The organism is Erwinia sp. MYb416 (assembly GCF_037479575.1).
GTDB classification, from domain to species: Bacteria; Pseudomonadota; Gammaproteobacteria; order Enterobacterales; family Enterobacteriaceae; genus Erwinia; species Erwinia rhapontici.
The window spans coordinates 110,032-130,335 of record NZ_JBBGYT010000439.1; the positions used below are offsets into that span (position 1 = coordinate 110,032).

Genomic DNA, 20,304 nt, shown 5'->3' on the forward strand with positions numbered 1-20,304 from the left:
ATTACTCATGGGTCCATTCCGTAAAAAAATGCCATTGCAACAGTATCAACCTCCTGTAAACCTTGATGCTCTTCAGGATAAATCTCAGGCACTCACTGTTTCATGGAGTAACGCTGAAATGAGGATTATCTTAGCAACGAATCAATACACCGTGTTTTTCTTACCCTGTTTCCTATTAAAATCGTCATGTTAGCCCTATAAAGGCCATGACGTCGTCGGGCACCAGACCAAACTGATGAAAGGGTTGTTTACACTTTCTACCGTCAGGGGACGTCAAAAACGCTCAGGCAGAAAGATAACAAAACCGATCGCAACACTACGCAAAGCAGACAAATCTGATTGAAACACCCTTAAACCCCATTAACTAAACCCTCCATAGCGAGGAGGCTAATTTGTGTTAAGGCTCATACTGACATTATTATCGGTAAAGAGACGCTTCCGGATAAGCTTTTCGCCACACCTCTCATCCTTCAAATGCCCTGTCAGTGAGGCATCAGCCTCGCGCCAACGCCCGCATTAACGCAAAACTGATAAATTTGTTTTATTACTTAACACAAACTGAACAAATAATCGTTTGAAAAATCAATCTCGCGTCAAATCCCCGAGGCACTGAAGCCGCGCACGTTGTCATTTATGCTAGCCTCAATTAAGCGCTTTCGGCCACACCCAAGAGCAACCTGGATGGTTAAAATCATGAAGATCTCTGACAATTTTCGTCAGCATTTCATTAAAGATGTGCTGATCCCTTTGATTGTCGTTTTACTTATCACCTTTAGTGCTGGCATTTTTACCTTGAACTGGGCGAGCACACGCACCAATAACGACGCAGCCATTCAGCAGCAGCAAATTATTCAGACCACGATGTCGCAAAGCCTGAGCGATATGCTCAAACAACAACGCAGTCTGACGCAGTGGCAGCCGTTGGCCGATCGCCTGGCGCAGGGTACGCACAACCTGCAATGGCTCAATGAGAATGTCGGTGCCTGGCTCTCCACCATGTTTGATCATCAAGTCATCTCCCTGCTGGATGCTTCGGGCAATCCGGTTTATCTGTGGGAGAATGGACGTAATGCGCCGGTGGAGCAGTTCGGCCATATTGCCTGGCCCGTGCGTCCGTTTCAGCAAAGTCTGCTGCATGCGAACAGCCCAAACAGCGGACGCCGTGATCGGGTGGGCTTCGCGCTGATCGATAATGCCCCGGCGATTGTCGCTATCGGGCAGATCAGCGGAGATGCCGCCGACAGCGGTCAATATTCCATGCTGAGTATTCGCCGTCTCGACAGCGCCTGGCTGGAGACACTGGCCCAGCGGAGCCTGTTGCACGGCCTGCATTTTACCGACGGTCTTACGCCCGTCACCGAGAGCGGCCATTATGCGCTGACCTCTCTCGACGGGGTCCCGATTGGCAACCTGCAATGGCAGGCTGACCGCCCCGGATCACGTATGCTGAAGGTGATTACACCGCTGGTGCTGCTGGTATCGCTGGTGATCACCCTGATTTGTATTCTGATGATACGTCGGCTGTGGGTGTCATCGATGCGCCTCTCAGATTCCCTCCTCCAGTTGGGTGCCAGCGAAGCGCAGGCACAGCATCTGGCATTTCATGATGTGCTGACCGGTCTGCCTAATCGGGCACTGGTGGAAGAACGCATGACCCAGGCTCTGGTGCGCGTCTCCCGGCAGAAGGATAAGGTGGCGGTGCTGCTGCTCGATCTCGATCGTTTTAAAATCATCAATGACACCTATGGGCATCAGGCCGGTGATGAACTGATTATTGAGGTCGCCCATCGTCTGAACGGACTGGTGCGTCATATCGACACCGTGGGTCGCCTGGGGGGTGATGAATTTGTCATTATTCAAAAAGACATCACCTCAACGCAGGAGGCCACTGCACTATGCCAGCGAATTCTCGACGTGATGAGACATCCCTTTACTCTACTGGGAAATGAAACCTGGGTGGGTATCAGCATTGGCGTGGTACTGGCGCCTGACGATGCTACGGAACGGATGGAGATAATGCGCAAAGCGGATATCGCGCTGTATGAAGCGAAAAATCAGGGACGCGGACAGTACCGCCTGTTTGAAAGGTCGATGGATGAGTCCCTCAAAACTCGCCAACAGATCGGCGCTGACCTGCGGCATGCGTTGAAGACCAAAGACGGTCTGAACGTCTATTACCAGCCTCTGATGGATATCAGTGGGGAAAAAGTCGTGGGGCTGGAGGCACTGATGCGCTGGCAACATCCGGTTCACGGTATGATCTCGCCGACGGAGTTTATCCCGATAGCGGAAGATATTGGGCTGATCACCCAGCTCGGAGAGTGGGTGCTGCGTGAAGCCTGCCGCGTTGCCCGCCTGTGGCCGGATTTAACCCTTGCTGTCAATGTGTCCCCGTTGCAGTTTCGATCGCTGGGCTTTGTCGACCGCATCAAGGCTATCGTCAGGAAAGAGCAGATTTCCCCGTCAAACATCGAGCTGGAGATCACCGAAGGCGTGCTGATTGACGATGAAAAAATGGCGAAGGCGATTATCGATGAGCTGCGCGAAGCCGGGTTCCGCATTGCCCTTGATGACTTCGGCACGGGTTATTCCAGCCTCAACTACCTCAGTCATTTTGCCGTGGACAAAATCAAAATTGACCGCTCGTTCACCCAGTCGCTCGGCGTGACCAGTAATTCCAGCGCCATCATCGAATCCGTGGTGAAGTTGGGCCATGCGATGGGATTGATCGTAACCGCTGAAGGCGTGGAAACGTCCGGGCAGATGAATGCGCTGGCCCGCGCGGGCTGTAACCAGCTGCAGGGTTTTCTGTTCTCTGAAGCGGTGCCCAAAGAGCAGATCCCACAGTTAATTAATCAGCGTCACGCCAGCTAGTGGTTGATGAAGGAAGGAAGCAAACGGAGATGGCCGGGGGAACCCCGGCCAGGACACTCAGAAGAAACCCAGCGGTTGAATGCTGTAACTGATCAGCAGGTTTTTGGTCTGCTGGTAGTGATCGAGCATCATTTTATGCGTCTCGCGGCCAATACCCGATTTCTTATACCCGCCAAACGCAGCATGTGCCGGATAGAGGTGGTAACAGTTGGTCCACACGCGCCCGGCCTTAATCGCCCGCCCTACGCGGTAAGCACGGTTGATATCACGCGTCCAGACCCCCGCGCCAAGGCCATAAATAGAATCATTGGCAATCGCAATCGCCTCAGCCTCATCTTTAAAGGTGGTAATCCCGACCACCGGTCCGAAGATCTCCTCCTGGAAGACACGCATGCTGTTGTCCCCCTTGAGTAAGGTTGGCTGAATGTAGTAACCGGTGGCGAGATCGCCCTCCAGTTTTTCCACCCCGCCGCCCGCCAAAATTTCAGCGCCCTCTTTCTGAGCAATCTCCAGGTAAGAGAGGATTTTATCGAACTGCTGCTGTGAAGCCTGCGCACCGACCATGGTATCGGTATCCATCGGGTCACCGCGTTTGATGGTTTTCACCCGTTTCATCACCGCGGCCATAAAGGGTTCGTAAATCGACTCCTGTACCAGCGCACGTGACGGACAGGTACAGACCTCGCCCTGGTTGAGAAAGCCCAGCACCACCCCTTCTGCGGCTTTCTCAATAAAGGACGGTTCGGCCTGCATAATGTCTTCAAAGAAGATGTTCGGCGATTTACCACCCAACTCCACGGTGGACGGGATCAGGTTTTTCGCCGCCAGTTCAAGAATATGTCCGCCTGTGGCGGTTGAACCGGTAAAAGCGACTTTGGCGATACGCGGGTTGGACGCCAGCGCTTCACCCGCTTCGCGGCCAAATCCGTGGATCACATTCAGCACGCCTTTGGGCAGCAGGTCGCCTATCAGTTCAACAAACAAGGTGATCGACAATGGCGTCTGCTCAGCCGGTTTCAGCACCACGCAGTTGCCCGCCGCCAGCGCGGGTGCCAGTTTCCACGCCGCCATCAGCAAGGGGAAATTCCACGGGATGATTTGCGCCACCACGCCCAGCGGTTCATGGAAATGGTAGGCCGCAGTAAATTCATCAATCTCTGCCGCGGTGCCCTCCTGAGCGCGCAGGCATCCGGCGAAATAACGGAAATGATCCACCGCCAGCGGCAGGTCAGCGGCCAGCGTCTCACGGACTGGTTTGCCGTTATCCCAGGTTTCATTCACGGCCAGGGTTTCCAGATGCTGTTCCAGACGATCGGCAATTTTCAACAACGTCAGAGAGCGCGACTGCACCGATGTTTTTCCCCAGGCATCGGCAGCGGCGTGCGCCGCATCCAGAGCTTTTTCAACGTCGTCTTTGTCAGACCGGGGAAACTCGCCAATCACCGATCCATTGACTGGGGAGGTATTCGTGAAGTAAGCACCGTTCACGGGCGCGGAGAATTCCCCGTTGATGTAATTGCCATACTGCGGCTTCAGGGTAATCAGTGACTCTTTACTGCCCGGATATGCATAGCGCATCATCGCTCTCCTGTAGAAAGATATCGCCGTAGCGACTTCGCCGTTAACAATAAAATAACTCATTATTAACATTATCGACAAAAGTGAGCTTGTCAGATTGCACGGCAATAAACTGTGACGGCATCGAGAGGAAATCAGGATTTTAGCGAGGCGGTGTGAGGTAGCGCACAGGGTGTTCATCATAGCCGAAAGAGCACGACTGCCGCCGGGATGAGGCTATCCCGGCGGCTTTAGCGGGTCAGGCGCGTTTTGCCACCGGCAGACCCTGCTGCCAAAAATCGCGCAGTAACTGACGCGGCCACTCCGGCTCCGCTCGCGCAGGCACCAGGTGGTCGATCTCGGCATCTTTCAGGCTGTTTTTCAGGCAGGCCGTCATGATCTCGGCGGTGAATTCCGGGTGAAACTGCACCGATAATGCCTGCGCCGAGTAGCGAATAATCTGGCAACCGTCCTGCGCGGATGCCGCCAGCACCTGGGCACCCGGCGGCGGCGTCAGCACCGACTGACGGTGCGACAGCCAGGCCGAGAACTGCGTTGGCAACGATGCCAGAAGCGGATCGTGATGGCTCTCCGCGCGCGCTTCCAGTGCCGTCAGGCCGCGTTCCCAACCATTAGGGTTATCGCCGACTTCACCGCCCAGCGCATAAGACATCAGCTGATGTCCGTAACAGACACCCAGCAGCGGTAACTGTTCTGCCACCGCATGGCGTACCCAGGCGGCGGTACGCTCACTCCATTCAGCATGATCGGTGACCATCGCCCAGGAGCCACTGAGAATGGCCGCAGAAATCGTCTCCAGCGCCGGTAAAGGTTCGCCCAGGTCCGGGCGCACCACAATATAGTCCTCCACGGACAGATTCAGCGCATCAACGAACCATTGCTTCTGCTCCCCGACAAGGGTGCTGACCGCCTGCGGCGGTGTTTCAAGCTGGATAATGGCTAACGGAAGTCTCACTGTCATCTTGCTCAATCCTCGAATCTCGGCGGAGTCGCTCACCCCGGTGATTATCATGGCAGCTTGTCACGAAACTGTCTCATAACATTTTCTGGCATTCTTTAAACAAAGCATCGGGTTAAGCCCTTCGATTTTCGCCTGGTTTGCGCCACAGGCTGCTAAAAAAACTACGGAGTTCAGCGCCTCATTTGGTGCATTTCATGCCATGATTATCGTGACTACTTCGTTTGCTAAGGACTGTGCAGTGGCTCTGCGTCATTTTTTGCTGATTTTGCTGGTGGTGTCCATTTGGGCATTTAATAACATCGCCATTAAATGGGGGCTGCTCGACCTGCCGCCTCTGTTGATGATTACCATGCGCTTTGTGGTGGTGGCATTAATCCTGGTGCCTTTTACCCGCGTCACCCGTCAGCAGCTGCTTTATCTTGTGCCGCTCGGCTTTACGTTCGGCTTTATGCATTTCGCCCTGCTGTTTGTCAGCCTGAGCTATACCGATGCCGGAACGGCGGCGGTGATCGTGCAGTTGGGTACGCCGATCGCCATGTTGCTGGCGATGGTGTTGCTGAAAGAAAAACTGCGGTTGGTGCAACTGTTGGGCATTGCTCTGTCACTCAGCGGCGTTGTGGTGCTGGCCGGCAGCCCGACCATCCCCAACGGGTGGGTGCTGCTGCTGCTGTTACTTAGCGCCTTCGGCTGGGCCATCAGCAATATGATCGTGAAAAAATCCCCGGCCATCAGCCCGCTGACGCTGACCGGCTGGCTCTCCTTTTTTGCCATCCCGCTGGTGGGATGTGCCTCCTGGGTGGTCGAATCTGACCAACTCAATCTGCTGCTACACTCTTCATGGCGGGGTTGGTTTGGCACTCTTTTCAGTGCGATTGGCTCCTCCATTGTGGCCTACTCGCTGTGGTACAGCCTGCTGAAGCATTACAACGTCAACCTGATTATGCCGTACTCACTGCTGACGCCGGTGCTGGCGGTGATTATGGGCGTGGTGGTACTGGGCGACAGCATGAACAGTTTTAAGGCGATGGGTGGCGTGCTGGTGATTGTCGGCACGGCGATTGCGGTGATTAACCTGCGTAACCTGAAAATGCATGCACGCTTGCCGCGCTTTCGTTATGACCGCCACAGGAAAAACCGTACCCGGCCCTGAAACCCTGTAAGGAGAGTCAGATGGATAACCGCCTGAGCGATGCGCTATGGCAACAGCTGTGGCACGGACTGCGTAACAACAGTTCACCGCTGCCCTCACTCACGATCCGCGGCGATCGGGCGCTGGTATCGGCTTATCCGGTCAGCGAGCTCGCCGCCACCAGTATCGGGCTGGCCGCTCAGGCCGCAGCAAGCCTGACGGGAAACCCGTCTTCGCTGGAGGTGGACGGGATGCTGGCTTCACGCTGGTTCCAGCATGCCCTTCGCCCGGTCAATCGTCAGATGCCGCCACTGTGGGATCCCTTCGCCGGGGATTACGCCACAGAGAACGGCTGGATCCGCCTGCACACCAACGCCCCGCATCACCGGGCCGCGATGGAAAAGGTGCTGGGGAAACACGCCGAACGTCAGACGCTGGCGGCAGCCGTCGCGCAATGGACAGGCAGCGATCTTGAGCAGGCCGTGGTGGATGCCGGAGGCTGCGCCGCTGCCCTGCGCAGTTTCAGCGAATGGCAGCAGCATGCTCAGGGCCAGAGCGTCAGCCGGGAAGCGCTTATCGAACAAACCCTTCAGGCCTGTGGCCCGGCACCAACCTGGCGTCTGCTTCCCGCCCGTCCGCTGCTCGGCGTACGCGTACTCGACCTGACGCGCATCATTGCCGGGCCGGTGGCCACTCGCTTTCTCGCCGGGCTGGGCGCAGAGGTCCTGCGCATTGACCCACCCGGCTGGCAGGAGCCGTCGCTGGAAGAAGAGATCAGCCTGGGAAAACGCTGCGCACGGCTTGACCTGAAATCCAGCGAAGAGCGACAGCAGTTTGAAAAATTGCTCAGCCAGAGCGATGTACTGGTGCACGGTTACCGCGCCGATGCGCTCAGCAATCTGGGCTATGACACGGAAACGCTGCAACGTATCAGGCCGGGGCTGGTCGATGTCAGCCTGAATGCCTGGGGCTGGACCGGGCCGTGGCGCAATCGCCGTGGATTTGACAGTCTGGTACAGATGGCCTGCGGCATCGCCGAGCGCGGCCGCCTGTGGCAGGGCAGCGATGCGCCGGTGCCGTTACCCGTGCAGGCACTGGACCACGCCACCGGCTATATGATGGCAGCCGCCGTACTGGAAGGATTACGCCAGCGCCTGCTGCATAACACCGGGTTTACTGCCCGTCTGTCACTGGCGCGCACCGCCTGCCTGCTGACGGATGCGCCCTATCCACAGGATGCGCAGCCCGCAGGGCTTGGACCGCGACAGGTTCAGGACGACGATGCCGAAGCCGTTATTTCTCATTGGGGGGTAGCTTACCGTCTGCGTTCACCCTTCTGGCTGCCGGGGATGCCGCTGAACTGGTCAAAAACCCCTTCACCGTTCGGTTCGGCAGCGGCGGAGTGGGCCAGCACGGGTCAGGCATGCCTGACCCCTACATGATTATTACCCTCGCCGTAGGGTCGGGGCATGCCTGACCCCTACAGGGTTATCACCCTCACCGTAGGGTCGGGGCATGAATGCCTGACCCCTGCATGGTTATTACCCTCGCCGTAGGGTCGGGGCATGAATGCCTGATTATCACTATCACCGTAGGGTCGAGGCACGCCTCGACCGGGATCACGATGCCCGACGCTTACGCCTGCTCGTCTTCCAGTTCATCACGCATCGCCTGCAACGCTTCGCGGCTGATGGCCGCCAGCGTGCGGTAAAATGCGCTGCCCGCATGTGCCTCCACTTTTCCGAGGAAAGCACCGACCCACGGCATCAGGAACTCATCAAACAGCTGGATCTGCGCCTGGTACTCATCGACCTCAGACTGATCTTCCAGCCAGGACGATGCCAGCAGCAAGGCACCAATATGATCGGCAGGCGCATCAGTTAGCGGCATCCCACGCTGGCTGAGAAACGCCCGCACTTCGGCTTCCTGCGGGCCATTTTCCCACTGAGAACCGTACGGTGACACCTTGCATTCCGGGCCTACAAACAGCGCATTATAGTCAGACGCCAGCAGCGCGGGATCGCAGTTCTGCTGTAAGCGGGTTAACAGTTCGTCCTGCTCCAGCGGCCAGTGCTGCTGCAGTTTGCCTTCGCGCAGCAGGGTAAACAGAGGGACCAGCAGCGGGTCCTGAGGCTGACGATTATACAGCGAGCCCAGGATGCGGCAGATGATGGAAAACTCATTCATGTGTTTCAGTTCCGTTAAAGGTAATATGTGACACCGTCACAAATCAGCGAATTCAGCAATTTCCCTGCCGGTGCGCTGTTGTAAAAAGTCCAGCAGGCGGCGTGGCGTGACATTTAACACGCGATCCTCTGGAAAATCCACCTCGCGCATAATGCGCAGGCAGTGGTCGAAGTGACCAAGGGTAAACGCGGTATGCGAATCCGACCCCAGCGCCAGACGGCCACCGGCATCACGCACAGCGGCGGCTACGGCACGACAGTTAGGTTCACTGCCCACGCGGGAGGTGGTAAACGAGGAGTTATTCAGCTCCAGTGCAACATCATACTTCGCTGCCGCTTCGGCAACGGCCCGAATATCGATGGGATATTTCGGGTTGCCCGGATGACTGATGATATGCACCAGTCCGTTCGCCATCGTGGCGATCATCGCTTCGGTATTGCTCGCTTTATCCTGCGGGGCCAGCACCGGTTCGTGAAAACCGGCTACGATAATATCAATCGAGTCGAGCATCGGCCCGCTGCAATCAATCTCACCCTGATTATTTTTGATGTTCGCTTCTATCCCGCGCAGTATGCCCACGCCATCAATCACCCGTGGCCAGACCTTCATATTTACGAAGTGCCAGTAGTGCGGCGCATCGGCCATATCCGGGCCGTGGTCGGTGATCGCCAGCAGTTTGACGCCACAGGTTTGTGCCTGTAACACGTAGTCACGCAGCGTACTGTAGGCATGAGTGCTGGCCACAGTGTGCATATGCAGGTCAACTGGATACATCGGTTTTCTCCTTTATATTAATAGCCGCGGCTGATATCAACGCGCCCTTCTGGCATCTCGCCATTCTCACGTCGCAGTATAGCCTGTGCAATGTAGTCCATAGCTTCGTCTGGTAAGGTTACAGCCGCATTATGGGGCGTAATCGCAATATCAGGATGCGACCAGAAAGCATGTTCGGCCGGCAGCGGTTCGTGATTAAACACGTCCAGTGCGGCAGCGCTCACCTCGCCCGCTTCCATTGCGGCGAGCAGATCGGCTTCCACCAGATGCGGACCGCGTGCAAGATTCAGCAAAAACGCGCCGGGTTTGAGCTGGCTGAGCAACTGGCGATTGAGGATCCCTTCGGTCTGTGGCGTATTGGGCAGCAGATTGATCAGTACCTGCGTAGAAGAGAGGAAGTCGCCTAACTGCTGCTCGCCATGGAAACTGCTAACCCCGTCGATCTGTTTCGGTGAGCGGCTCCAGCAACTGACCGGAAAATCCCATGCCAGCAGGCTTTGCGCGACGCTGCGGCCCAATACGCCAGCACCGAGGATGCCGACAGAGAACTCATCGCGCTTACGGTTACGCAGGTGATGCCAGAGCGTTTCGGTTTTCTGTTTCTGATATTCAGGAAAACGGCGGAACCAGCCGAGCACGTGATACACCGCGTACTCCTGCATCTGACGCCCCATTCCGGTATCTTCCAGGCGGAACAGCGGCACGCCCGGGGCCAGCATCTCAGGGTGCTCACGCAGCTGCCCCAGGATATCGTCAACGCCCGCGCCCAGCGCAAACGCCCCCTTCAGCTCGCGCCCCTGAAGCATTTCAACGGGTGGCTGGCGCACCAGCGCATAGTCGGCCGGGCCGTTGTCTCCCACCTGCCATTGACGAATGCGGGCATGAGGCAGACGTTGCTGCAAACCGTTGATCCAGGTCTCTGCCTTGAAAAAGGGGTGATAAAAAATGATATCCACGTTTTTTCTCCTGTTTTTTGCTTAAGCTCGTGGAAAATGCGACGGCTGGCAAGTGAAACTTTAGCCGGGCGTCCGTCCGGTGGCCTGCACAGTGTGAAATTATCAGGCCATGATCCGCGCGTAACCCGCTTAACAGCGGATGAAGTCTTCCCACTGCCGTTTTAAGCAGCAAAGTGATTTAAAACTGACTAAACGCACGCATATTTCGGGAATCAGTGTTGACCGCAACCGCAGTTTTCCCTACATTAGCGCCCGTCAGCAACCCGGTTGTGACAACAATATGGTGAGGTGTCCGAGTGGCTGAAGGAGCACGCCTGGAAAGTGTGTATACGGCAACGTATCGAGGGTTCGAACCCCTCTCTCACCACCATATTCTAAGAGAATGCCTGAGCGAAAGTTCAGGCATTTTTTTTGCCTGTCCGACCCGGGCGAGGCATGCCTCGCCCCTACATCAGGGAGGATACGAGTCTCACCCTATTCAAGAATAATGCCTGTACGTAGGGGTCGGGCATGCCCGACCCGGGACGAAGCATGCCTCGCCCCTGCATCAGAGAGGGTACGAGTCTCACCCTATTCAAGAATAATGCCTGTACGTAGGGGGCGGGCATGCCCGACCCGCAACAAGGCATCAGGAATGATCCCGTCAAAACAATAAATGTGCTCTTCCATGCAAACGAGCGACATGATTTGCAGACCACGCCCATGCCACTAACCCGACCGCCGTGAAACGCTCTCCCATCCGGCGACCACGATCATAATCACCGTGGTGAGACCATTCACCATCAACCTGTCGGTGATAAACACCACAGGAATTAATCCGGCCAGCGCCACCAGCCCGACAATATGCGACAGCGGAAACCGGCCGTAGACCATCAGTTTATAAATCGCATTGGCCAGCAGATAGACCGCCGGGCCGAGCAGCAAAACGGCGGCGGCGGCCATGTCGATATGTCCATCAGGATGGGCGATCACCAGCTCATTGGCTACGGCGCAGACAATAATCGCGCCGACCAGCACCACATGAACATAATGGAAGCAGGCACCCATCTGTCCCGGATTATCCGCATGTTGTATAGCATGACTGCCTGCCTTGCTGCTGGTATCGAAATAGACCCACCACATTGCCAGGCTGCCGATAAAAGCCACCAGCGAGGCAATAATAATCGGCGCATCCCACACGTCGGTTTCACTCAGCGTTGCACCGGTAATCAGAATGGTTTCACCCAGTGCGACAATAACAAACAGCTGGCAACGCTCCGCCAGATGGTGCCCTTCTATGGTCCATTCACTGCTGCTGTCTGAACGGCCCAGGCCCGGCAGCGGGAAACCGAACATCGGTGAGAAGTAGGTGCAGGCCACCGCTATCCCCCACAGGATCAGGCGTTCCGGCCCTTCTGCAATGCCACCCCACAGCCAGAACACCCCAGAAATACACATCCAGCCGAGGATGCGCTGGAAATTACGCCGCAGCAAATGCCCCGCGGGCAGTAACCATAATGTGACAGCGCTGCGCCCAACCTGCATCGCAACGTAAAACAGTGCAAATATCCAGCCGCGTTCACCGAATGCCTGCGGCAGTGCTGAAGAGGCAAACAGGCCCAACAGCATCACACCAAACAGCAGCAGGCGAATTTGTCGGGTTTCAGGATCGAACCAGTTGGTGACCCACGCGGTATACTGCCAGGCGAGCCAGACGGCAAACCACAGCAGCAGGGTTTCCAGTGCGCCAGTGAGCGTCAAATGATGCAGAAGATAATGGGAAAGTTGAGTGACCGCGAAAACGTAAATCAGGTCGAAAAGAAGTTCAGAAAATGACACCGTTGCGCCGTGGCCATCACGTACGCGAAGCAGAGTTAGCGCCATGGAAATGTTCCTGAAAAGGGGGCATTACATTGATAATAGCGAGACGCCCGAAACAGGAACATGTTTTATTGATGTCGGGCAGCGCCTTATTGGCATGATAAAGAGGGAATACGATGTTTTTAACATCTTCAGATTATCAACAGGCGGTTACATCGCTGGCAGCAGACGAAGAAGAACTGCTTGCGGCAGTGGCATTTTGGGGAAAAGGGGCAGACACGATGATCTGCCCACGCGTCGGTCAGCGCGCCAGGCTGATTTGTAATGTAGACAGCGGCGCCACCAATCCCCAGGTGATCAAAGCGCTGCGTGATAAGCCGGGCGTGACAATACGCCAGTCGGACAAACTGCATGCCAAAGTCATCGCCGGGGCGAAACAGGCGCTGGTCGGTTCGGCCAATTTTTCCGCTAACGGATTAAATCTTGAAGGCAGCGAGCAGTCCTGGTGGGATGAAGCCGGACTGTTAACCGAGGACCCCGGGCAGATCGCAGCTATCCATCAATGGTTTGCCGCGCAGTGGGAAGCATCACGCGACATTAGCGATAAAGACCTGCAACTGGCCCAGCTGCGATGGTCACAGCGGCGAGCCAGCCGAACCGCATCGGCACCGATTCACGCATTTGAACGCCTGCGCCCCACCGATGCTGAAGACAGGGAAATCTACCTGGTGATTTATAATGAGGCGATGTCGCAGGACGGTGAAAAGGCCTTCCAGGAAGAGCAGAAAAAACGGACCTGTCAGCCACAAACGGATATCACTGTGTTACCGCCCCTGTATGAAGGCTGGCCAGATTTGCCAACGAATGCCTTGCTGATAGACCTGTATTACGAGGAAGGGAGGAAGATGGAGTGCGCGGGCATTTTTACGCGTACCCTGCAGGATATCAATTTCACCTATTCCGATGGCAGTGCGGGCCATCTGGCGTTGTGCGTTCAGGAAGACAAGGTCATGGGTTATCTGTTTGATGATAAAGAGGCCAGATTGTTCGTGAAGCAAATCCGGCCTTTTATAAAGAAAATCCTGCAACACGCTACAGGTTCAGAGAAGAGTCGCTCTGTGTGCATCCCTTTTTCAGAGGTACTCCACATCTGCCAGCAGTCACGTTAACCAGCATCAGGATGGGGACGACGCACAGTTCGTCGCCCCACCTTATCGTTACTTGATCGCCAGAGCAGCCTTGATGGTATAGAACAGATCGGTTTGATCGGTCAGACCGACCACATTCGCCGCATGAGGACCATATGCCGCAATGCGCAGTTGCGTGCCGGTGTGGCCCTGAGAATCTTCTTCCGAATTGCCGTAGCTGATGGTCATCGGGCTGCCATCTTTAGTGATCAGCGTCTGCGTCAGGCCCGGTGCCTTGCTGTCATTGGCAATGATCTGGCTGGAGTGCGCATGGTCAGCGGTGACAATCACCAGTGTGTTGCCGTCCTTACGCGCAAATTCCAGCGCCTTTTGTACCGCTTCATCCAGATCGACCGTTTCACCAATCTGGCCGCACGGATTAGCCGCATGATCCTGCTTATCAATAGATGCCCCTTCCACCTGAAGGAAGAAGCCCTGCGGCTTGCTGCTTAGCAGTGAGATGGCTTTATCGGTCATCTGGGCCAGGGTTGGCGTTGATGCCGGACGTTCCGCATTCACTTCACAGGTGATCGGTTTCCCGTCCAGGTTACCGTGATAAGTGGCTTTCGGCCCTTTCCAGCGCACCGGCATATTGCCGTCAGCAAACAGCCCCAGTACCGGCTTATCGTCGCCCGCTTCGCTCAGGCCGTTCATCCCCTCGAGATCGCTCACCAGCTGATAGCCGCGCAGCTTCGCCTGCTCTTGCAGAGTTTTGCCCTGCCATTCGCCCGCTTTCGCCGTCTCACTGAAGGTTTTCCCACCGCCGCCGAAAGTGACGTCCGCGCGGGCATTCAGCAATTGCTCAGCGATGGAACCTTTACCGCCCTTTTCCAGCGCGTTGGTGGCACAGAGTTCGCTGGTTTTCACCGGGCCATAGCATTTACGTGAGGTAACATGGGCAATCTGCGCGGCCGGGGTGGCATCTTCCAGTTCGGCGGTAGATACGTTACCCGTGGCTTTACCGGCGGCTTTAGCCAGTTCCAGCAGTGAAGGATAATCTTTACCGTTCACATCCACGCCGATGGCGCCATTATAGGATTTTACCCCGGTGGCCCAGGCGGTGGCAGAAGCCGCAGAATCGGTGACGTAGTCGGGTTTATGGCTTTTTTTATCCAGCGAGTAATGGGTGTACTGACCGGTCAGCGGCAGTGCATCAATACCTTTAAAGAAACCGCCCGCACCTTCTGCATAGTTACGCGCTGCCGTGATTTCAGAGTCACCCATGCCATCGCCGATCAGCAAAATGACATTTTTCGCCGTGGTATTGTTTAACGAGGCTTTAATTGCCTCGGTCTGATCACCGGTCAGGCGGCGTGCACCACCGGGCTGGGTGATATCCCCCTGTGCGGCACGATTCCAGGTGGCAATATCCGCCACGGCAGAGGAGCAAATCAGCGAGGTCAGCAGGGAAAGAGCAAAGGCTTTGTGTTTCATTGTTGGCGATCTCCATGAATAAATTTAACTTAATGTTTCTGCGCCACAGTCTGCGATACAACTATTTCATTTTCGTGTCAGCCACGTGACAGGGAGATTTCATCGCCGGGTGTGCTGATGAGAGAATTTTGCGACTGCTCATGAGTTAAGCGAATAGAACCATAGGGAAAAATACTACTTGACCCATTAACGGCGACTGCCTATAGTACCGCCCCGTTACCCCCTGTGGGTGACGGCAGTAAAATATGGTGAGGTGTCCGAGTGGCTGAAGGAGCACGCCTGGAAAGTGTGTATACGGCAACGTATCGAGGGTTCGAACCCCTCTCTCACCACCATATTCTAAGAGAATGCCTGAACGAAAGTTCAGGCATTTTTTTTGCCTGTCATTCCGTGGAGAGAGGGAGTGAAGAACCCTCGCCAGGGTTCGACAAAACGGCAGGATAGCCGTTTTGCACAGCCGCAGGCTGCCCGCAGGGCGAGCGCCAGGGATGGCGCGAGTGATCCCCCTCTCTCACCACCATATTCTGAGAGAATGCCTGAACGAAAGTTCAGGCATTTTTTTTGCCTGTACGTAGGGGTCGGGCATGCCCGACCTGGACGAGGCATGCCTCGCCCCTACATCAGGGAAGGTACGAGTCTCGCCCTATTCAAGAATAATGCCTGTACGTAGGGGTCGGGCATGCCCGACCCGGGACGAGGTATCAGGGATGACCCCGTCAAAACAATAAATGTGATCTGCCGCACAAACGGACTACTCGAATATCCTCCACATTTATTATCTTGACCCCCTTTATTCTCACCTCTTATAACAGCCAGGTATCCCATGAATGATATTACCCAACTGCTGAAAAGCCATCGCAGCGATCGTAGCTACCTTGATAAACCTGTCGCCGACAGCATTATTGATGACATTGTTGAAGCAGCGTGGCTTGCACCGACCTCCGTCAACTCGCAGCAGGTATCACTGGTTGTTGTACGCGATGCCGCTACCCGCGCCCGCATTGCCGAAATCGCCGGTGGCCAACCGTGGATCGCAAAAGCACCGGTATTTATCACCTTCGTGCTGGATATGTACAAAAGCCAGCAGGGTATTGCCGCAGAAGGTAAAACGCAGATTGCGCATGAAAGCCTGGAAAGCCTGATCTCTGGATCGACTGATATTGGTATCGCGCTGGGTGCGGTGATGACGGCGGCCCGTTCACACGGGCTGGGCGTCGTGCCGATTGGCGGGATCCGCCGTGAACCAGAAGCCATGATTGAGCTGCTGAATCTGCCTGAACTGACCTTCCCGGTGGCGGGCGTGGTGCTGGGCTATGTCGATGAACCCGCCGTGCAGAAGCCCCGCATGTCGCTGGCAGGCTTCCGTCACGAAGAACGTTATGACAGCACCTCATTGCCAGACGTGATTAAAGCTTACAACGAAGTTCTGGTGGCACACTGGAACAGTACCGGGCGTACCGATGGTGATAACTGGGGCAACAACACCGCCAGCTATTATCAGAATATCTATTTCCCGAACGTTCAGCCGGCTATCCTGAAACAGGGTTTCGGCATCAATAAATAAACAAAAAAAGCCCGGCACTGCCGGGCTTTGATTCGTACAGGGCGATCGCAGACCGCCCCGCTTTCATCTCTGATTAACTGTAAGCAAGCAGTGCTCGTTGGCAAAGCTCTGAACGCACACAGTCCTCTTTATCAAAACGTACCACGCCAATCATCTCGTCTTCCTCGAAGCGCGCCATCGCGTCGCTGAGGCCAGACTTCACATGAGCCGGCAAGTCACACTGGGTGATATCACCGTTAACGATGACCGTGACGTTTTCTCCAAGGCGAGTTAAGAACATTTTCATTTGGGCTGCGGTGACATTCTGCGCCTCATCCAAAATAACCACCGCGTTCTCGAAGGTACGACCGCGCATATAGGCAAAAGGCGCAATTTCCACTTTGCCTATTTCGGGGCGCAGGCAGTACTGCATAAAGGACGATCCCAGACGTTTAACCAGAACGTCATATACTGGCCGGAAGTACGGGGCAAATTTCTCGGAGATATCTCCGGGCAGGAATCCCAAATCCTCATCTGCCTGAAGGACCGGACGAGTCACTATGATCCTGTCGACATCCTTATGTATCAGGGCCTCGGCTGCTTTCGCAGCGCTGATCCAGGTTTTACCGCATCCGGCTTCACCGGTGGCAAAGATCAGCTTTTTGTTTTCTATGGCGTGGAGATAGTGCGCCTGAGCTTCATTTCTGGCTTCAATCGGTGAATGGTCGCGGGTATCGCGAGCCATACCAATGGAATCCAGCCCACCCATCTGCACCAGCGAGGTGACCGATTCTTCTTCACGCTGACGATGACTGCGTGAATCGCTACGAAGCACACGTTTTGCTTCACGACGCGCTTTGATCACTGCTTTCTGTCTTCCCATAGTGGCACCTTACAGTTGGTTTCATTTCCCGCATCGGTATATCGATGCGATTACGTGAACGCTTTAGAGGTCGTGGCTTCCTTTTAAGCCTTGTCTGGCCGTTGAAACAAATGCACAGCAGAAATCATGCCCGCCATGCACCGGTAAGGGTTAAAGGAATTGAGTAGCCGTTGAGTTGTGAAAGAAGAGAAAGCTGAAGAGGAAATGTTTTCCTCGCAAATATTCGCGATATGAGACTTTTTGACGACTGGCCCGGTAAAGGACTTCTGCATTCGCTATCTCCAGAGTGGAAAACTATATGCGAAAATCAACAGCAATTTCATATTCTTCATATTAGCGAAGAAATGCAACACTTTTTTTAACGTTATTATGACATTCAGATGAATGCATTTAAAATCATGAAGTTATAATTATATGTTTATTAACAATGGCGAGGTGGCGAAGATGGGTTGTGTGATTTTTAATCAGTTTGATTTTATTGATGCTAAGAATCATCCCAGCATAACGAGCTTAGAATTAGCGGATTAAGATTAATCCACTAATTAAGATTAAGCCTCCAGCAATCCCTGTGCCAGATAGTGCTGGGCATCGGCAACGCCGGGAAGAACGAAGAAATACCCCCCGCCGATCGGTTTTATATATTCTTCCAGCGCTTCGCCATTAAGTCGTTTTTGCACGGACAGAAAACCTTTTTCTAAATCGTGCTGATAACAAACAAATAACAGCCCCATTTCCAACTGTCCGGCGTTAGAGACACCCAGAGAATAGCTGTAACCACGGCGCAGCATCAGGCTGCTTTGCGTTTCCGGCGTACGCGGGTTCGCCAGACGGATATGGGCATCCATTGGGATAACATCTCCGTTAGGATCGCTGACGTAGTCCGGCACATCGTGCTCTTTGTGCATCCCCAGTGGCGCACCGCTGTGCTTCTCGCGACCAAAGATGGTTTGCTGTTCACGTAACGGCGTACGGTCCCAGAACTCCACATGGAACTGAATAATACGTGCCGCCTGATAGCTGCCGCCCAGCGTCCACGCCGGTTCGCCCTGCGCTTTGCTGACCCACAGAATATTATCCATCAGACTGTTATCGGTGCTGTCCGGATTCGCCGTACCGTCTTTGAAGCCCAGCAGATTAATCGGCGTCTCTTTGCCTTTGCTGCGCGCTGCGTGGTCGGAGATAAACCCTTCACGCCGCCAGCGTACGCTCAGCAGATCCGGCGAATGCTTGATAATATCGCGCAGCGCGTGGATGACCGTATCATTGGTATTGGCGCAAATCTGCAACAGCACATCGCCGTGGCACAGGCTGGCATCAAGCGAATCGTTAGGGAAGCGCGTCATCCGCTGTAATTTCAGCGGTTTTAACGCTTGCAGGCCAAAACGCTCGTCAAACAGGGATGTGCCAACAGAAACGGTAATGGTGAGGTTATCCGGGTAGATATCCTCCCCCAGAATGCCGGAGTCCATCGGTGGCAGCTGCGGGTTGGTCACCAGCGGGGCTTTACCGCCGGTGGTCAGAAACGCAATACGGTCGGTTAACAGCCTGAACAGACGCACCAGATCGGCTTTGTCCGTGGCCAGCACATCAAACGCCACCAGCATCATGGCCGCCTGCTGTGGCGTGGTGATCCCCGCCTGATGCGCACCATAGAACGGCTGATGTTCCTGGCGGGCGCCAGGTGACAGCGTTCCGGGTGATGAGGTTTTCTCGTCAGTGGCCGCATGAACCGGACAACCGCCCGCCACTACCAGGGCACCACTGAGGATGCCCATTCCTTTCAGTAAACGACGACGTGACGCTAACGCCACACCGTCAACAGGTTTTGCCATTTCTGATTAATCCAGACCGAGCGTACCACGCAGCAGGGAAAGGTCTTCGGCCAGCGCCGTAATAGGACCTTTCAGTGCCGTGCGATCGGCATCAGTCAATTTCTCGTAAGATTCATAGCCGTCTTTGGTACGGTACTTCGCCAGAATGGCATCGACTTTTTTGAAGTTACCGTCCACTTTCGCCAGCAGTTCAGGGTCAGATTTCTGCACCAGCGGACGCAGCAGGTTGACGATCTTCTGCGCGCCATCAACGTTGGCCTGGAAATCCCACAGGTCAGTACGGCTGTAGCGGTCTTCTTCACCCGAAATTTTGCTGGAAGCGACTTCCTCAATCAGACCCGCAGCACCGCCAACCACTTTGCCCGGAGGGAAAGCCAGTTCACTGATACGGGTCTGCAGATCCAGCACATCTTTGTACAGCTGGTCGGCGAATTTATCCATACCTTTGGTGGTGTTATCGGCAAATAACACTTTTTCCAGACGGTGGAAGCCGGTGAAATTAGGGTCCTCTGCTTTCTTCTCGAAATCATCTTCGCGGGCATCAATCCGGCCATCAAGATCGGAGAACAGCTCAGCAATCGGCTCAATACGCTCGTAGTGCTGACGGGTTGGCGCAAACAGGGCTTTCGCTTTCGCCAGATCGCCCGCTTTCACGGCATCAGTGAAAGCTTTGGTGCCGGTGACCAGCTGGGCCACTTCCTGAGTGACATACAGCTTATAATCAGCAATCGGCCCAACCAGTTGCAGTACATCCGGCTTGCCGTCGTTCACTTTACTGCCGTTCGCTTTCACGATCAGCTTGCCTTTCGGGTTGCTCAGCAGGCCGCAGGTAATATCGTACTCACCCGCTTCCAGATTCGCGGTCAGCTTCTGGGTGAAGGATGGCGCGATATTTTCACGCTCTTCCACCACCATTACGCCTTTCAGAATCTCCCACTCCAGCGCTTTCTGGCTGTTGTTCTTAATGATGAACTGCGTTTTGCCTGCATCCACGGTCAGTGTCATCGGTTCACACTGTTTATCGGTCACGCTGACGTTAACCTGTGGGATATCGGCAGCCAGCGCTGCGCCGGATGAAGTCAGGGCGGCCAGCAGGGCAGCATTCAGTGCGTGGCGGCGAAAGTGTGTGGTCATTGAGTCATCCCAGTCAAAGTGTTGTTAACGGC

At 55.0% G+C, this 20,304-nt stretch carries 15 protein-coding genes and 2 tRNA genes; 7 read left to right on the forward strand and 10 right to left on the reverse strand.

The annotated features are described in order from the left end of the window. Positions 1–693 precede the first annotated feature (693 nt). Positions 694–2,874, forward strand: a complete 2,181-nt coding sequence (locus tag WH277_RS19315; RefSeq protein WP_242462125.1) for a putative bifunctional diguanylate cyclase/phosphodiesterase — start codon at positions 694–696, stop codon at positions 2,872–2,874. 57 nt (positions 2,875–2,931) lie between these two features. On the opposite strand, the gene exaC is transcribed toward WH277_RS19315, so the two are convergent. Further along, positions 2,932–4,452 carry an acetaldehyde dehydrogenase ExaC gene (gene exaC, locus WH277_RS19320; RefSeq protein ID WP_167863853.1) on the reverse strand — a complete coding sequence of 507 codons (1,521 nt, stop codon included), beginning with the start codon at positions 4,450–4,452 and terminating at the stop codon, positions 2,932–2,934. Positions 4,453–4,690: 238 nt separating this feature from the next. Then, on the reverse strand, positions 4,691–5,413 hold the full coding sequence (locus WH277_RS19325) for a glutamine amidotransferase (protein WP_133841739.1): 723 nt from the start codon (positions 5,411–5,413) through the stop codon (positions 4,691–4,693). A gap of 238 nt (positions 5,414–5,651) precedes the next feature. On the opposite strand from WH277_RS19325, the gene WH277_RS19330 reads away from it, so the two are divergent. Beyond that, complete coding sequence (locus WH277_RS19330; protein ID WP_339506493.1) at positions 5,652–6,563, forward strand: DMT family transporter; 912 nt, start codon at positions 5,652–5,654, stop codon at positions 6,561–6,563. A 20-nt stretch (positions 6,564–6,583) separates the two neighbouring features. Continuing rightward, the gene (locus WH277_RS19335; protein WP_339506495.1) at positions 6,584–7,984 is read left to right on the forward strand and encodes a CoA transferase; all 1,401 of its coding nucleotides are present in this window, start codon (positions 6,584–6,586) and stop codon (positions 7,982–7,984) included. Between the two features lie 193 nt (positions 7,985–8,177). Here the strand turns inward: WH277_RS19335 and WH277_RS19340 are convergent, their stop codons facing one another. Genes WH277_RS19340 through ghrA form a run of 3 tightly spaced genes read right to left on the reverse strand, consistent with a single transcriptional unit; the run spans position 8,178 to position 10,459 of the window. Next, the gene (locus WH277_RS19340; protein ID WP_133841736.1) at positions 8,178–8,729 is read right to left on the reverse strand and encodes a TorD/DmsD family molecular chaperone; all 552 of its coding nucleotides are present in this window, start codon (positions 8,727–8,729) and stop codon (positions 8,178–8,180) included. Between the two features lie 36 nt (positions 8,730–8,765). Next, positions 8,766–9,503: a phosphatase gene (locus tag WH277_RS19345; protein ID WP_133841735.1), complete on the reverse strand. Its 738-nt coding sequence runs from the start codon at positions 9,501–9,503 to the stop codon at positions 8,766–8,768. 17 nt (positions 9,504–9,520) lie between these two features. Then, positions 9,521–10,459: a glyoxylate/hydroxypyruvate reductase GhrA gene (gene ghrA / locus WH277_RS19350; RefSeq protein WP_339506498.1), complete on the reverse strand. Its 939-nt coding sequence runs from the start codon at positions 10,457–10,459 to the stop codon at positions 9,521–9,523. Positions 10,460–10,741: 282 nt separating this feature from the next. On the opposite strand from ghrA, the gene WH277_RS19355 reads away from it, so the two are divergent. Beyond that, positions 10,742–10,829, forward strand: a tRNA-Ser gene (locus WH277_RS19355). A gap of 338 nt (positions 10,830–11,167) precedes the next feature. On the opposite strand, the gene WH277_RS19360 is transcribed toward WH277_RS19355, so the two are convergent. Beyond that, a complete protein-coding gene (locus WH277_RS19360) occupies positions 11,168–12,322 on the reverse strand; it encodes a low temperature requirement protein A (RefSeq protein WP_167863753.1) in 1,155 nt (384 codons plus the stop codon). 113 nt (positions 12,323–12,435) lie between these two features. Here WH277_RS19360 and WH277_RS19365 point away from each other — a divergent pair, with 113 nt between their 5' ends. Further along, a complete protein-coding gene (locus WH277_RS19365) occupies positions 12,436–13,428 on the forward strand; it encodes a phospholipase D-like domain-containing protein (protein WP_159336464.1) in 993 nt (330 codons plus the stop codon). Between the two features lie 48 nt (positions 13,429–13,476). On the opposite strand, the gene phoA is transcribed toward WH277_RS19365, so the two are convergent. After that, positions 13,477–14,880: an alkaline phosphatase gene (phoA, locus tag WH277_RS19370; RefSeq protein ID WP_133841731.1), complete on the reverse strand. Its 1,404-nt coding sequence runs from the start codon at positions 14,878–14,880 to the stop codon at positions 13,477–13,479. A gap of 247 nt (positions 14,881–15,127) precedes the next feature. Between phoA and WH277_RS19375 the strand changes: the two genes are divergently transcribed. Together WH277_RS19375 and WH277_RS19380 are read left to right on the forward strand one after the other, a co-directional pair. Then, positions 15,128–15,215, forward strand: a tRNA-Ser gene (locus tag WH277_RS19375). 488 nt (positions 15,216–15,703) lie between these two features. After that, the gene (locus WH277_RS19380) at positions 15,704–16,444 is read left to right on the forward strand and encodes an NADPH-dependent oxidoreductase (protein WP_133841730.1); all 741 of its coding nucleotides are present in this window, start codon (positions 15,704–15,706) and stop codon (positions 16,442–16,444) included. Between the two features lie 73 nt (positions 16,445–16,517). Here the strand turns inward: WH277_RS19380 and phoH are convergent, their stop codons facing one another. The 3 genes from phoH to efeO form a co-directional block, all read right to left on the reverse strand. Further along, a complete protein-coding gene (gene phoH, locus WH277_RS19385; protein WP_133841729.1) occupies positions 16,518–17,306 on the reverse strand; it encodes a phosphate starvation-inducible protein PhoH in 789 nt (262 codons plus the stop codon). A gap of 548 nt (positions 17,307–17,854) precedes the next feature. Beyond that, positions 17,855–19,138, reverse strand: a complete 1,284-nt coding sequence (efeB, locus tag WH277_RS19390; protein WP_339506502.1) for an iron uptake transporter deferrochelatase/peroxidase subunit — start codon at positions 19,136–19,138, stop codon at positions 17,855–17,857. Positions 19,139–19,144: 6 nt separating this feature from the next. Continuing rightward, positions 19,145–20,272 carry an iron uptake system protein EfeO gene (gene efeO, locus WH277_RS19395; RefSeq protein ID WP_339506504.1) on the reverse strand — a complete coding sequence of 376 codons (1,128 nt, stop codon included), beginning with the start codon at positions 20,270–20,272 and terminating at the stop codon, positions 19,145–19,147. Between the last annotated feature and the right edge of the window lie 32 nt (positions 20,273–20,304).